Source organism: Amycolatopsis silviterrae (genome assembly GCF_042684085.1).
Lineage (GTDB): Bacteria > Actinomycetota > Actinomycetes > Mycobacteriales > Pseudonocardiaceae > Amycolatopsis > Amycolatopsis silviterrae.
Genome location: NZ_JBHUKS010000003.1, coordinates 223,184 through 237,448 on the forward strand (window position 1 = coordinate 223,184; position 14,265 = coordinate 237,448).

At 69.6% G+C, this 14,265-nt stretch carries 13 protein-coding genes; 6 read left to right on the top strand and 7 right to left on the bottom strand.

The window, feature by feature from the left end; translation table 11 throughout:
• The first annotated feature begins 64 nt into the window (after nucleotides 1-64).
• Together ACFSVL_RS02790 and ACFSVL_RS02795 are read left to right on the top strand one after the other, a co-directional pair.
• Entirely contained in the window at nucleotides 65-382 is a 318-nt protein-coding gene (locus tag ACFSVL_RS02790) for a hypothetical protein (protein ID WP_378300087.1), read from the top strand.
• A complete protein-coding gene (locus tag ACFSVL_RS02795; protein ID WP_378300089.1) occupies nucleotides 379-1,110 on the top strand; it encodes an SDR family NAD(P)-dependent oxidoreductase in 732 nt (243 codons plus the stop codon). The genes ACFSVL_RS02790 and ACFSVL_RS02795 overlap by 4 nt, the downstream gene beginning before the upstream one ends.
• A 28-nt stretch (nucleotides 1,111-1,138) precedes the next feature.
• Here ACFSVL_RS02795 and ACFSVL_RS02800 read toward each other — a convergent pair whose 3' ends face one another.
• The 3 genes from ACFSVL_RS02800 to ACFSVL_RS02810 are packed head-to-tail and all read right to left on the bottom strand — an operon-like array spanning nucleotide 1,139 to nucleotide 3,869.
• A complete protein-coding gene (locus ACFSVL_RS02800; RefSeq protein ID WP_378300091.1) occupies nucleotides 1,139-1,927 on the bottom strand; it encodes an alpha/beta fold hydrolase in 789 nt (262 codons plus the stop codon).
• A gap of 17 nt (nucleotides 1,928-1,944) precedes the next feature.
• Entirely contained in the window at nucleotides 1,945-3,036 is a 1,092-nt protein-coding gene (locus tag ACFSVL_RS02805) for an NADH:flavin oxidoreductase/NADH oxidase (RefSeq protein WP_378300093.1), read from the bottom strand.
• Nucleotides 3,037-3,080: 44 nt separating this feature from the next.
• Entirely contained in the window at nucleotides 3,081-3,869 is a 789-nt protein-coding gene (locus ACFSVL_RS02810; protein WP_378300095.1) for an IclR family transcriptional regulator, read from the bottom strand.
• 88 nt (nucleotides 3,870-3,957) lie between these two features.
• On the opposite strand from ACFSVL_RS02810, the gene ACFSVL_RS02815 reads away from it, so the two are divergent.
• A complete protein-coding gene (locus tag ACFSVL_RS02815) occupies nucleotides 3,958-4,875 on the top strand; it encodes a polysaccharide deacetylase family protein (protein WP_378300097.1) in 918 nt (305 codons plus the stop codon).
• Here ACFSVL_RS02815 and ACFSVL_RS02820 read toward each other — a convergent pair.
• A complete protein-coding gene (locus tag ACFSVL_RS02820) occupies nucleotides 4,825-6,000 on the bottom strand; it encodes an MFS transporter (RefSeq protein WP_378300099.1) in 1,176 nt (391 codons plus the stop codon). The genes ACFSVL_RS02815 and ACFSVL_RS02820 overlap by 51 nt on opposite strands.
• Nucleotides 6,001-6,169: 169 nt before the next feature.
• Between ACFSVL_RS02820 and ACFSVL_RS02825 the strand changes: the two genes are divergently transcribed.
• The gene (locus tag ACFSVL_RS02825; RefSeq protein WP_378300101.1) at nucleotides 6,170-7,501 is read left to right on the top strand and encodes a sensor histidine kinase; all 1,332 of its coding nucleotides are present in this window, start codon (nucleotides 6,170-6,172) and stop codon (nucleotides 7,499-7,501) included.
• 11 nt (nucleotides 7,502-7,512) lie between these two features.
• Entirely contained in the window at nucleotides 7,513-8,160 is a 648-nt protein-coding gene (locus tag ACFSVL_RS02830) for a response regulator (protein WP_378300393.1), read from the top strand.
• A 1-nt stretch (nucleotide 8,161) separates the two neighbouring features.
• Here the strand turns inward: ACFSVL_RS02830 and ACFSVL_RS02835 are convergent, their stop codons facing one another.
• Together ACFSVL_RS02835 and ACFSVL_RS02840 are read right to left on the bottom strand one after the other, a co-directional pair.
• Entirely contained in the window at nucleotides 8,162-8,842 is a 681-nt protein-coding gene (locus ACFSVL_RS02835; RefSeq protein WP_378300103.1) for a response regulator, read from the bottom strand.
• Complete coding sequence (locus ACFSVL_RS02840) at nucleotides 8,839-10,020, bottom strand: sensor histidine kinase (RefSeq protein ID WP_378300105.1); 1,182 nt, start codon at nucleotides 10,018-10,020, stop codon at nucleotides 8,839-8,841. Before ACFSVL_RS02840 ends, ACFSVL_RS02835 begins: the two co-directional genes overlap by 4 nt.
• 223 nt (nucleotides 10,021-10,243) lie before the next feature.
• Here ACFSVL_RS02840 and ACFSVL_RS02845 point away from each other — a divergent pair, with 223 nt between their 5' ends.
• Entirely contained in the window at nucleotides 10,244-12,391 is a 2,148-nt protein-coding gene (locus ACFSVL_RS02845) for an MMPL family transporter (RefSeq protein WP_378300107.1), read from the top strand.
• Here ACFSVL_RS02845 and ACFSVL_RS02850 read toward each other — a convergent pair.
• Nucleotides 12,388-14,076, bottom strand: a complete 1,689-nt coding sequence (locus ACFSVL_RS02850) for a 2-isopropylmalate synthase (protein ID WP_378300109.1) — start codon at nucleotides 14,074-14,076, stop codon at nucleotides 12,388-12,390. The two genes, ACFSVL_RS02845 and ACFSVL_RS02850, sit on opposite strands and share 4 nt — an antisense overlap.
• Nucleotides 14,077-14,265: the final 189 nt, after the last annotated feature.

Sequence of the window (14,265 nt, forward strand, 5' to 3'; positions counted from 1 at the left end):
AGGTTATCGTCGAATAGCGAACCGGTCTTGGACGATCGGCACCTGAACGGGCAAAACTTGAAGCATGATCACGCATACGATGATTGTTTCGTTCGAAAAGCCGGTGCCCGACGCGGAGCTGGATCAGTACCTCAGCGATATCAAAGAGGCGATGCTGGCGACCGGGTACGCCGAGTCGGTCGAGACCCGCAAGCACCTGCCGATCCCCGGTGAGGACGCCATCCCGGCCCTCATCGCGACGGCGATCGTGCAGGTCACCCTTGCCGACCTGGACACGCTGGCGAAGAGTTTCACCGCGCCCGAACTGCACGAGGTGATCGAGCGGTGGCAGGCGCGGCATTCGTACCGGGTGGCGTGGGCGAACCACGAGTCGCTGTCGTGACCGGACGGCGTGGGCTCGTCACCGGGGCGGGCAGCGGGATCGGCCGGGCGGCGGCGATCGAGTTCGCCCGGGGCGGGGCGGCGGTGGCCGTGCTGGACATCGACGAGGCCGCGGCGGCGGAGACCGTCGAACTGATCAAAAAGGACGGTGGCGAGGCGCTGGCCGTCCGGGTGGACATCGGTGACGAAAGCTCGGTGCGCGCCGGGATCGAGCGGACGGTCGAGGTGTATGGCGGGCTCGACTTCGCGGTGAACAACGCTGGATTGTCGTCTCGCCAGCGGATCGACCAGCTGACCCCCGCCGATTTCGAGCGGGTGGTGCGGGTGAACCTGTCGGGCACCTTCCTCTGCATGAAGTACGAACTGCCGCACCTCGACGGCGGCGCGATCGTGAACGTCGCGTCCAACGGCGGGCTGTACGCGATCCCGAACGCGCCGGCTTATGTCGCGGCGAAGCACGGAATCGTCGGGCTGACCAAGGTTGCCGCGGTGGACTACGCGGCGCAGGGCATCCGCGTCAACGCGGTGTGCCCGGGGCCGACGCGGACGCCGGGGTTCGACAAATGGGCGGACGACCCCGGCATGATCGCCCGGCAGGAGGCGATCACTCCGCTCGGCAGGCTGGCCACGCCGGAAGAGGCCGCGGCAGCCGTGGTCTGGCTTTGTTCGGACGCCGCGTCGTACATCACCGGGACCACGCTGTCGGTCGACGGCGGACGACGGGCGTAGGTGGGGGTCGTGAGTGGCGATCACGGTTCTAACCGTGATCGCCACTCACGACCCCGGCCAGCAGCTGGGCGGTCTCGGCGGGGGATTCGACGTGGAAGTGGTGGCTGCCGAGGTCGACCAGCTCGATCCGGATCCGTTCGCCGTAGCGGTCGATGGCCTCCTGGGTGATGATCGACCGCACGGCGAACACCACGACTGGCTGGGCGACCTCGCGCAGCGCCGCGTCCATGTCCCAGCGCACCAGGCCTTCGAGAGCGTGCAGACCCGCCGGCTGGCGTACGGCGCTCATCTTCTTGGTGTAAGCGTCCACTAAGGACGGATCGGTACCCTCCGGCGAGCCGCTCTCGACCATGCCGCGCATCGCCCCGGCGAAGTCCTCGCGGAACGGTCGCACCAACGCTTCGACGTCGTTCTCGCTTTGCGCGGGGAACAAGCCGAGGTAGTGCAACGCATCGATCGCGATCACCTGGGTGACCGTGTCGGGCAGCAGCCGGGCGACTTCGACGGCGACCGCGCCGCCGAGGGAATGTCCTGCTACGACAGTGGAATCGACCGACTCGGCGGCCAGTACGGCGGCGACGTCGCGGGCGAATTCCTCCATTGTCCAAGTGTCGCGAGTGGACCGTGAGTCGCCGTGCTCGGCGAGATCGACGGCCAGCACGCGGAGGTCTTCGGGCAGATGGCGGATGATGTTGTCGAAGTCCGCGCGGTCACAGCCCCAGCCGTGGACGAGCGTCAGCACTGACCCGTCGGCCGGACCGGTTGCGGTGTAATGGATTGTCGTACCGTCCGGGCGGCGGGCCTGGTTGTTGTCCATTGTGGAGTGCTCCTCGGTCAGAACGCGCGGTGGTAGCGGACGGGCCAGGCCTGTGTGGGCTGGTTTCGCAACGCGAGGTACGGATCGCGCAGCAGCGAGCGTCCCATGAGGACGGCGTCGGCCTTGCCCTCGCGGATGATCCGGCCCGCCGAAGCCAGATCGCTGATCTGCCCGACCGGCGCGACAGCCAGTCCGGACGCTTCCTTGAGCGCGGCCGCGAAGTCGACGTTCACGCCCTCCCGGTTCGGCGGCCGGGCCCCGCGATCGCGCACGAGGACGCCGGAGGTGACGTCGAGGAGGTCGATGCCGATGGCCGCCAGTTCCTTGGCGAACACCGCGGCGTCGTCGAGCGCGATGCTGTCCTCGACCCAGTCGGTGGCGGTGATGCGGACGAACACCGGCTTGTCCTGGGGGAACGCGTCCCGCACGGCGCGGGCCACGCGGAGCGGGAAGCGCATCCGGTTCTGCGCGCTCCCGCCGTACTGGTCGGTGCGCTGATTGGCCAGCGGCGACAGGAACTGGTGCAGCAGATATCCGTGCGAGGCATGGATTTCGACGGCCTGGTAACCGGCCAGCTCGGACATCCGGGTCGCGTGCGCGAACGCCTCGACCACGTCGTCCAGGTCGGACTCGGTGGCCACCCGGGGCATCGCCAGGTCGCCGAACGGGATCGCCGACGGCGCGATCAGCTCCCAGCCGCCGTCGGCGACCGGCACCGGCCCGTTCTGCCCGTCGCCGACCCACGGGACCTGGTGCGATCCCTTGCGGCCCACGGCGTTCAGCTGAATCGCGGGCACCGCGCCGTGGCCGGAGACGAACGACGTCAGCTTCCGGTGCGCGAGCGCCTGTTCCTCGCTCCAGATCCCGAGGTCGGCCGCCGTGCACCGGTTCCACGGGCTGATCGCGGTGGCCTCGACCATGACCAGCCCGACGCCGCCGAGCGCGCGCGGACCGTAATGCGCCAGGTGCCAGTCCGTCGGCAGGCCGTCCAGACCCGCGGCGTACTGGGCCATCGGGGACATCCAGACGCGGTTGCGAAAGGTGACGTCGCGCAAGCGGAACGGGGTCGTCTCCGGGAACTCCGCGCTGGACGCGCTGAACTCGCTCATGTCGTAATACGGTACGCCGTGTCGCAATGCGGTACAAGCCTGGGTTAGCCGGCGGCGAGCAGGCGGCTGACCTCGGCCGCCGCGGCCACGACCAGCGGCGCGAAGGTTTTTTCCTGCACACGGGTGTAGCGCGTGTCCGGCACGGCGAGTGTGATTGCCGCCACCGGACGTCCGGCCGGGTTCGTGATGGCCGCGCCGATGGACGAAACCTGCGGGCGGTACCACGACGAGGACCCGTTGAGCGCGTACCCGCGTTTCGCGGTCTGGGCGATGTCGCGGCGGAGCGCGGTGAAATCCGGAGTCTGGGCGAAGTCGGGAAGCTCGTGGGTGAGCAGCTCGTCGACCTCGGCTTCGTCGAGCAGGGCCATGATCGCCGTGCCGCCGGAGGTGGCGAGCAGCGGCACCCGGGTGCCGACGTCGAGCACGACCCGCACCACCTGGTCGGTGTCCTGGCTCGCGACGATGACCAGGCTGTCCCCGTCGCGGGTGGCCAGCATGACCGTCTCGTTCGTCTCCGCGGCGAGCCGTTTGATGACCGGCTCGGCGACCTCTTTGAGGTCCACTTCCCCGGCGCTGCGCAGGCCAAGGGACAAGGCCTTCGTCGTGACGCCCCAGCGAGCGCGTTCGGCGTCCACGACCTTCAGCCAGCCCGCCTGCTGGAGCGTGATCAGCCCGCGCTGCACGGTGCTTTTCGGGATTTCCGTGCACCTGGACAGCTCCGAGACGCCGACCGGCTGCCGCTGGGCGACCTCCTCGAAGACCCGTAGCGTGCTGAGCACGCTGTTCATCGAACGGACGCTGCTGGCCGGCTTGTCGGCCTCTTCCTCCTGCATAAAGCCGGGATCGTACCAGTTTTCGGGCTACTGTTCCTCATCGTGGCACGGGAGTAGGGTGGGGTTTGACGTCGTTTTGGGGGGAAGCATGACCGAACCGTGGCAGTGGAGCGAGCGCACCTGGCGGGACCACGTCGCGCGGGTGCGTGCCGGGCGGCCGTTGCGGCCGGAATCCTGGCCGGGCGGAGCGAGGGTGGCCGTGGCGCTGTCGTTCGATTCCGACCACGAGACGAGCGGGCTGTACAACGGCCAGGTCCTGCCGGGCAAGCTGTCGCAGGGGGAGTACGGCTCGCGGGTCGGCGTGCCCCGGCTCTTGAAGCTGCTCGACCGGTTCGGGGCGCCGGTGACGTTCTTCACGCCCGCGGTGTCGGCGCTGCTGCACGACGGGGAGGCGAAGTCCTATGTGGACGCCGGGCACGAGATCGCGCTGCACGGCTGGATCCACGAAAGCAACGCACAGCTGCCGTCATCGGTGGAACGTGACCTCACCTTCCGGGCCGCGGACGCGCTGGAACAGCTCAGCGGCACGCGTCCGGTCGGCATCCGCACGCCGTCCTGGGACTTTTCCGAAGCCACCCTCGCGATCATTCGCGAGCTGGGCCTGGCATACGACTCGTCCTTGATGGCGGACAACGACTGCTACGAGATCCTCGCCGACGGCGAACCGACGGGCGTTGTCGAGCTTCCGGTGGAATGGATTCGCGACGACGCGCCGTATTTCGGGATGGATCGCTTCAGTGCGCAGCGACCGTATACCGCGCCGCGGGAAGTGCTGCGGATCTGGCGTGACGAGTTCGATGTCGCCTTGGCCGAGGGCGGGCTCTTCCAGCTCACCATGCACCCGCACATCATCGGGCATCGTTCCCGGATCGCGATTCTCACTGAACTGCTGGAGCACATCGCTTCGCACGACGGGGTCTGGTTCGCCACGCATGCCCAAGTCGTCGACTACGTGTCATCGTCGCCAGTGGATTCCCGCCACGACAAGGGCGACCACCGCGGCTAACGCTCCGGAAAGGACAAACGTCGTCCCCATCCCGACGGCGTCGATCACCGGCTGCGCGATCAGCGGCGACGAGAATTGCCCGAGGAACAACGCGGACGTCAGCAATCCCAGCGAGCGAGTCCGCGCACCCGGCGCGGCCGTCGAGACCAGCCATCCGTTGATGGTCGGATTCTGCAGCCCCACGCCAAGTCCGACCACGACCATGCCCAGCGCGGCTGTCCACAATGCACCGGCAGTGCCCAGCACGACCAGCCCGACGGCGAACGCGGCGAACATCGCGACAGCCAGCGCCGGGAAGGCCCAGCGGGCGCGCAGGCGGCGGAAGTTCAAGCCCACCAAGGTCATCACCAGATTAACCGCGGCGATCAACGCCCCCGCGACCACCGGTCCCGCGCCGCCGACTTCGGCCAGCCAGAACGGAGCCTGCGTCGGAACGGTGTAGAAGACCACGACTCCAACGAAAATCAACGCGTACAACCCAAGCAATCGCGGCTGCCACGGCGACGCGGACGTGGTGTCCGTCGGATCGGCGGGCTGGACGGGTGCGTCCGGCACGAAACGCAGCACGAGCACCAGCATCGGAACCGCCAGCAGGTAAATGGCGAACGGCCCTCGCCAGTCCATCGCGGCCAGCAGACCGCCGAGCAGCATGGCGACCACGCCGCCGAAACCCATTGCCGCGCCTTGCAATCCGAGCACCCGGCCGTGCTCGTCGGCGTGGTGATGGTCGGCGATCAACGCGGTCGACGTGGTCATGATGCCCGCGATGCCGATCCCGAGCACGGCCCGGCTGGCCAGCAAGGCGGGAAGGGAATCCAGCAGCAGACCGGATCCGCCGCCGATGGTGTAGAGGGCGAGGCAGCCGACCAGCACCGGCACGCGTCCGGTCCGGCCGCTCAGTCTCGCCAGCAACGGCGCGGACACCATGATCGCCAGTCCGGGCAACGTGAGTACCAGCCGGACGAGCAGCTCCGCGTGCGGTTCGGCGGCGAAGTGCTGTTGCATGCCGGGCAGCGCGGGGGTGATGGTGGCGCTGGCCATGATGGTCATGGTGCTGACGCCGAGCAGGGTCGCCAGCAAGGACTTCGGTGGTCGCCGGATCCCGGCGTCGATGGTTTCGGTCACGACGCCGAAAGTAAGACTTAAACCTAACTTGAAGTCAATGCCGAGATGGCGTGCTGGAGGTGCCCGGCCGGACGGACGCCCGCATGCCGCCTTGGTATGCCTAGCCCTACCCCGGAGACTACGGGCAAACCGATCGAGCCCGGCCGATCCGCTGGCTAATCTGGATCCCGTGGCTACCGTTTCTCCGACCGTGAAACCCCGAACCGTCCTGGATGCCGTGGCGCGCCGGACGTTCCTGATTTCCTCCTGGCCGTGGCGGGCCTTGCTCTACGGGCTGAGCACCGGCCCGATGACGCTGTTGTTCGGCCTGCCGTTCGGGTTCTGCCTGCTGCCGCTCGCGCTGCTGGTGAGCCGCGTCATACACGGGCAGACGGCCAACCTCGGGCTCCTCGCGGTGGCCTCGGTGTTCGGGATGCTGCTGTTCCTGAGCGCGGGCCCGGCGTGGGCGGCGGTGGTGGCCGGCGTCGAACGGCAGCGGCTGCGCATGGTCGACCTCAACCCGGTGACCGTCCCCTTTGGACCGACGCACGAACCGGGCTGGTGGCCCCGAATGCGGGCGCGCTACACCGAACCGGCGTCGTGGCGCGAACTCGGCTACGCGGTTTTGCTGTGCACCGCCATTCCCGCGCTGTACGCAGTAGCCGGCATGGTCGCTTTGTTCGCAGTGGTCCTGGTGGCCAGTCCATTGCTCGTCAACGCGAACGACACGATTTCCGTTGGTTTCACCGAGGTTTCCACTCCGGGCGGGGCGGTGCCGTACGCATTGGCCGGGGTGCTGTTGCTCGTGCTGTCCGGCTATCTGGTGGCCGGATTCGCTGGTCTGCACGCGTTGCTGGCGCGTGCGCTGCTCACCGACGGCGCGGCGGAAAAGCTCCGTGGCGAGCTGACCGAGGTGGCGCAATCCCGCACCCGGTTGGTGTCGGCCTTCGACGCGGAACGCAAGCGCATCGAACGCGATCTGCACGACGGCGCGCAGCAACGGCTGGTCGGGCTGAGCCTGCAGCTCGGGCTCGCGAAGGTCGATCTGCCGCCGGATTCGGAGGCGGCGAAGGCCGTGTCGGACGCGCACGACCAGGCCAAGAAACTCATGGTCGAACTGCGTGAGCTGATCAACGGAATCCACCCGCGCGCGCTCGCCGAACTCGGCTTGCCCGCCGCGCTGGAGGAACTCGCCGATGGCTGCGCGGTGCCGGTCACCGTCGACTCAGCGGTGCCGACGCGCCTGCCGGAGCCGGTGGAGTCCACTGCTTACTTCGTGGTCGCCGAGTCGCTGACGAATGTCGCCAAGCATTCCGCGGCCAGCTGCGCCTCGGTGAGCGCCCGGCTTGCCGGTCGCCTGCTTACTGTTGAGGTGTGGGACAACGGGGCCGGCGGCGCGGATCCGGCGCGCGGCACCGGGATCACCGGGCTGAGCGACCGGGTCGCCGTGCTGGGCGGCCGGATGTGGGTGCGCAGTCCGGTAGGCGGGCCGACCGTCGTCCGAGTGGAGTTGCCGTGCTGATGGGAGAGCCGATGCGGGTCGTCCTCGCCGAAGACGAGGTGCTGCTGCGCGAGGGATTGTGCGGGTTGCTGGAGCGGTTCGGCTTCGAGGTGGTCGCCGCGGTCGGCGATGCCGAAGGCCTGCACGCCGCGGTGCGGGAGCACGATCCGGACCTGGTGCTCACCGACATCCGGATGCCGCCAGGGCATTCGGACGAGGGCCTGCGCGCGGCGGTCGAGCTGCGGCGCACCCGGCCGGAGCTGGCCGTGGTGGTGCTGAGCCAATACGTCGAACAGCACCACGCGGCCGATCTGCTCGACTCCGCGGAGGGCCGCGGGGTCGGCTACCTGCTGAAGGACCGGGTGGTCGACGTCGAGGAATTCGTCGGGACGCTGCGTCAGGTCGTCGACGGCGGAACGGCGGTGGATCCGCAGGTGGTGCGCCAGCTGCTGCGCCGGCAAGCCGACCCGCTGGCCCGGCTGTCCGCGCGAGAGCGGGAAGTCCTGTCGCTGATCGCCGAGGGCCACTCCAACGCGTCGATCGCCCGGCGGCTGGTGGTGTCCGACGCCGCGGTGGGCAAGCACGTCGGGAGCATCCTGGCGAAACTCGACCTGCCGCCGACCGACGACGGGAACCGCCGGGTGCTGGCGGTACTGGCGTTCCTCCGTGGCGGAGGCTGATTCAGCCGTCCTGCGTCGTGCGGGCGGTGACGAGCCCTGATTCGTAAGCCGCGATGACCGCTTGCGCGCGGTCGCGAACGGCGAGCTTGTCGAAGAGGCCGGTGATGTGGTTTTTCACCGTGGAGAGGCTGATTTCCAGTGTGCGGGAGATCTCGGCGTTGTCGAGGCCGGTGGCCATCAGCCGCCACACCTCGACCTCTCGCGGTGTGAGGCCGTTGCCGTCGGCGGGGGTCTGCGGGGCAGCGGAATGCGGTCGTACGTAGGCCGCGATCAGCCGGGTGAGCAGGCGCGGCGCGACGGCCGCGTCGCCGGCGTGGACCGTGCGGATCGCCGCGGCGAGGTCTTCCGGGGAACTGTCCTTGGGCAGGAATCCGCAGGCCCCGGCCCGGAGCGCGCCCACGACGTACTCGTCGAGGTCGAAGGTGCTCAGCGCCAGCACCCGGCAGCCGGGCACGGCGGCGGCGAGTTCCCGCGTGGCGCTGATCCCGTCCAGGACCGGCATCCGGACGTCCATCACCACGACGTCCGGCCGCAATTCCCGGGCAAGGGCAACGGCCCGCGCGCCGTCTTCGGCCTCGCCCACCACGTCGAAGGAGGCGTTGGGGGAGAGGATCAGCGACAGGCCGCGCCGGACGAGCGGCTGGTCGTCCGCGATCAGCACCCTGATCACCGGCTCGGTCATCGCGAGGTCCCTTCGTGCTCGGCGGCCGCGTCGGCGGCCTGGTCCGTGGTCAGCGGCAGATCGGCCACCACGGCGAAACCTCCGTCGGTGCGCGGGCCAGCGGCGAGGGTGCCGTTGTGCAGGGCGACCCGCTCGCGCATGCCGATCAGGCCGAAGCCGCTCGAACCCGGCGCGGTGTCCGGCGGCGGGCTGTCGCCACCGTCGTCTCGCACCTCGACCCGGACGCTGTCCTGCCGGTAGGTCAGCTCCACCCACGCCCGGGCGTGCCCCGCGTGCTTGCGCGCGTTGGTGAGGGCTTCCTGGACGATCCGGAACACCGTGAGGCCGACCGTCGGCGGCAGCGGACGCGGCGTTCCGTGGACGCTGAACTCGACCGGCAGCCCGGACTCCGCCACGAGCCGGTCGAGCCCGTCGACACCAGGCTGAGGCAGTGACGGCGCGGCCTGCGGTTCGTCGTCGGCCCGCAGCACGTCGAGGAGCTGGCGCATCTCGCGCAGCGCGAGCCGCCCGGAGGACTCCAATGTGGTCAGTGCCTCCCGGACGACCTCTGGTTCGGCGATATTGGCCCGGGCCCCGCCCGCCATCAGCTGCATCGTGGTGATGTGGTGCGCCACGATGTCGTGCAGTTCCCTGGCGATGCGACGGCGTTCGTCGGCCACCGCGCGGTCGGCGAGAAGCTTGCGGTTGGCCGCGACCTCCTGCTGCCAGCGGTTGATCACCAGCGCGGTGCCGACGACGATCAGCGCGGTCAGGAACGGGGTCAGGACGTCCCGCCACGGCGGAATCCCGCCGTCGCTCTGGCTCAGCAACGTCAGCGACACCGTCGCGACGGCCGCGGCCGCGGTCACCCAGCTGCTGCGTGACCGGGCGACCGAGTACAGCGCGACCACCAAAACGGCACCGAAATGGCTGGGCAGCGGAACGGTCAAGGTGGCTGTCACGTCGAGCGCCAGCACCGCAGCGAGCGCTGCCACGGGGTGCGTCCGCCGGGCGAGCAGCGGGATCGCCGCCAGCGCGACGAGGAGGAAGCCGGTCGCCCGCACGTCGTACCGGCTGTCGGGGGCGCTGAAGAACACATAGCTGAGCAGGTTCAGCACGCAGGCACCGCCGGCGACGAGCGCGTCGTTGCGGGTCCACGGCGGCTCGGTGCCGCGCGGGTGCTGCCGGTTCCTGGACATGTCTGTTCTCCCTGTGTCCGGCTTCCCGGCTCCGGAAAGGGTCGCACGGCGCCCGCGGCGAGCTGGGCTTAGGACCAGGGTCCTAGTCCCCGGCCAAGGAAGGACCGCGGGCCCGCTTCCGGATCATCCGCCGCTCCGACGCCCGGCGGCCCCTCGGAGTGCTGGACTGAGATCCGGCCGGGAATCCCCGGCGGACAAGCACTTCTGCCGGAGGAAACCTCTCGTGATCCGCGCCCTGACCGGATACTCCACCCGCCGACCGTGGCGGGTCATCGCCGTCTGGATGCTGCTCGGCGCCGCCCTGATCGCGCTGACCCCGACCCTGCTCGCCCGCGTCACCCAGCACCAGGCAGCCGACTTCCTTCCCAGTGGATACGACTCGGCCGCCGCGCAGCGGATCGCCGAGGAACGGTTCGGGGTGAACCCCGACGCCACCACGGTGACGGTGCTGGTCGCCCGCGCCGACGGCACCGCGCTCGGCGTCGCGGACCAGGAGCGGATCGGGGCCGAGGCCGCGAAACTGGCTCGCCGTCAGGTGATCATGCCCACTGAGGACGACCTGCCGCGGTTCCTCGTCCCGGACCGCTCCCAGACGCCGCGGATCGTCCCGGCCACGACCGCGCCCGACCGGAGCTTCACGCTGCTTTCCGTGCAGCTGACGGGAAATCCCTCGGACAAGGGGGTCCAGGGGGTCTATCGGGCCTTCCGGGACTCAGCCCGGACGCAGTTCGCCGAGGCGGGGATGCGGACCGGTTTCACCGGGAGTCTCGCCGAGCGCGTCGACACGACCGATGCCCACGAGGTCGCCGCGAAAGTGGGCAGCGCGCTGGTCATGGTCTTCATCATCCTGCTCAACGTGCTGGTGTTCCGCAGCGTGCTGGCGGCCCTGCTGCCGCTGCTGGCGGTCGCGCTGATCGGCGGTGCCGCGGCTGGAGCGGTGGCGGGGGCCGCGCTGCTCGCCGGGCACAAGCTCGACGCGGGGACCCCGGACCTGATCTCCGTCGTGCTGCTCGGCATCGGCATCGACTACCTGCTGTTCCTGCTGTTCCGCTTCCGCGAGCACCTGCGCGACCACCCTGAGCAGCCCGCCCGCGAGGCAGCCGGTCAGGTCTCCGCCCGGGTGGGCACCGCGATCGCTTCGGCGGCGCTGACCATCGTCGCCGCGTTCGCGACGCTGGGCGCGGCGACCTTCGGGCAGTTCCGTTCGCTGGGGCCCGCGATCGCCGTCGCGGTACTGGTGATGCTGCTCGGCAGCCTGACCCTGATGCCCGCTCTGCTCGCGGTCGCTGGGCGAAAGATGTTCTGGCCCTCCGCCTCGTTGCGCCGCCAGCCCGCCGAAGGCCGCGCCGCCCAGCTCGCCTCGCTGGTCACCCGACGACCGCTGATGATGGCGGCCGCCTCCGTCGCCCTGCTAGGCGCGCTGGCCGCGGGGTTGACCGGAATCCGGATGGACTACGGCCGGGGTGACTCCGGCGACCCGACTCCCGCCGTGGCCACCTCGGCCGAGATCGCCCGCGCGCTGCCCGCCGGAGTGTCCGACCCGACGAGTGTCTACGTCACCACGGAGGACGGCTCCGTCCTGACTGTCGAACGGCTCGACGGACTCGGCCAAGCGCTCGCCCGGGTCAGCGGGGTGGGCCAGGTCGCGCCGGCGGTTCTGAACGAGGATCGCCAGGCCGCCCGGATCGACGTCTACCTGACCGCCGGTTCGCAGAGCCAGCAGGCCCGTGACCTCGCCGCCGGACCGGTCCGGGCCGCCGTCGCCCGGAACACGCCGAGCGGGATCACCGCACACGTGGGCGGGACGGCGGCGATCTTCGCCGACATCTCCACCGCTGTCGACCACGACCTGAAGATCGTGTTCCCGGTCGCGGCCGCGTTGATCGCGCTGATCCTGCTGCTGCTCCTGCGCAGCCTGCTCGCGCCGGTGGTCCTGATGCTGTCGGTCGGGCTCGGGTTCGCCGCCACCCTCGGCGCCGCCACGCTGCTGTTCCAGCACGTCGCTGGCAATCCCGGAGTCAACTTCACGCTTCCGCTGGTGCTGTTCCTGTTCGTCGTGGCGCTGGGCACCGACTACAACATCCTCATCACCGACCGGATCCGGGAGGAGACGCAGCGACCGGGCCCAGCACGGGCCGCGGTGGCTCGCGCGGTCCGGCACACCGCACCGGCCATCGCGACCGCGGGGTTGGTGCTCGCCGGCTCCTTCGCCACGCTCGCCACCAGCCCCGGCAACGAGCAGGTCGCCTTCGCGATGGCCCTCGGCATCATGCTCTCCGCGCTCGTTCTTTCGCTGGTGCTGGTCCCCGCGCTCGCCGCGCTTTTCGGCAAGGCGCTCTGGTGGCCGCTGCGTCCGCGCATCCCTAGCTAGGCGGCATTCACCACCGCGTTCAGGCTGGCCGCGAGTACCGAACGGTCCCGGCCAGCCGTCCACTGTGTACCGCTGTCAGTGCGATATTCCAGCAGCGTCAACGCTTCGCTGTCGTTGCCGGAGCCGATGCTCGTTTGGTGCAGGGCCACGATGTCGACCTTGCGCCCCTGGTCGCCGAGCGCCGCGGCGAGTGCTTCGACCGGCCCGGTTCCGGCGTGGGTGCTGGTGTGCTCGGTTCCGTCAATGCGCAAGGTGATGCTGGTATGCTCGTCGGCCGAGTTTTCGAAGCGGGACAACGTGATTGCCGGGTTTGGCTGCAGGTAGGCAGCCTCGAAGAGCCGCCACAGTTCGGCAGCGGTCACCTCGTGTCCGGAGTTGTCGGTGTGGTCCTGGACGCGGCGTGCGAAGTCGATTTGCAGCCTGCGCGGCAACGTGATGCCGTACTCGCTTTCCAGCAGGTAGGCGATTCCGCCCTTGCCCGACTGGGAGTTCACGCGGATCACGGCGGCGTAGTCGCGACCGAGATCCGCCGGGTCGATCGGCAGGTACGGCACGCGCCAGTCGAGATCTCGGGCGGGCACGCCGGTCTCCGCGGCGCGCGCGTGGTGTTCGGCGAAGCCCTTCTTGATCGCGTCCTGATGGGTGCCGCTGAACGCCGTGTGCACGAGATCGCCGACGTACGGATGCCGCGCGTGCACCTCGATCCGGTTGCAATACTCGACGGTGCGGCGGATTTCGTCGATGTCGGAGAAGTCGATCATCGGGTCGACGCCCTGGGCGTGCAGGTTCAGCGCCAGTGTCGCCAGGTCGACATTGCCGGTGCGCTCGCCGTTGCCGAAGATGCAGCCCTCGACGCGTTGCGCACCGGCCAGCACCGCGAGTTCGGCGCACGCGACGCCGGTGCCGCGGTCGTTGTGCGGGTGCACGGACAGAATCACCGAATCGCGGCGGGCGAGGTTGCGGTGCATGTACTCGATCTGGTCGGCGTACACATTGGGCGTCGCGATCTCGACGGTCGCCGGCAGGTTCAGGATCACCGGACGGTCCGGGCTCGCCTGCCACGTCTCGGTGACCGCGTCGCAGATCTCCAGCACGTAGTCCGGTTCGGTGAGGTTGAAGACCTCGGGGGAGAACTCGAAGCGCACGTTCGGCAGGTCGCCTGCCGCACGCAGAACGTCGCGGGCGCCGGCGAGGATCAGGTCTTTCAGCGACGCCTGATCGTGGCCGAGGACCACCGAACGCCAGGTTGGCGCGGTGGCGGTGTACAGGTGGATCACGACGTCGTTGCGGATCCCGCGAATGGACTCCACGGTGCGCTCGATCAGGTCGCGCCGGGCCGGGGTGAACACGACGATGGTGACGTCGTCCGGGGCCAGTCCGGTGTCCGCGAGCAGCCGGACGAAGTCGTAGTCGGTCTGCGAGGCGGACGGGTAGCCGACCTCGATCTCCTTGTATCCCATGGTGATCATCAGCTCGAAAAACCGGCGTTTGCGGGCCGGGTCCATCGGCTCGGCCAGTGCCTGGTTGCCGTCGCGCAGGTCGACCGGCACCCAGAGCGGGGCGTGGGTGATCCGGTTGCCCGGCCAGTCCCGGCCGGTGTTGGGGACGTCGACGCGCTGGTAGACGTCGCGGTAACGATGCGAGGGCATGCGCGAGGCGCGCTGCCGGTTCCACACGGTGGTCATCTGCGGTCCTTCTCGGGGGTCGTCAGCCGACCGGCACACGTGCTCGCCCCACGGCGGGGGGCCGGTCCGGTCAGGCCCCGCCGTGGCGGCGAAGGAGAAGAAGGCGCGTGAACATCGAGGCGAAGCGTAACACAACTCCTCAGACAAGTAGCGGGGTTGGGTTGCTTGCCCGCGCCGGGCGGCGCGAGC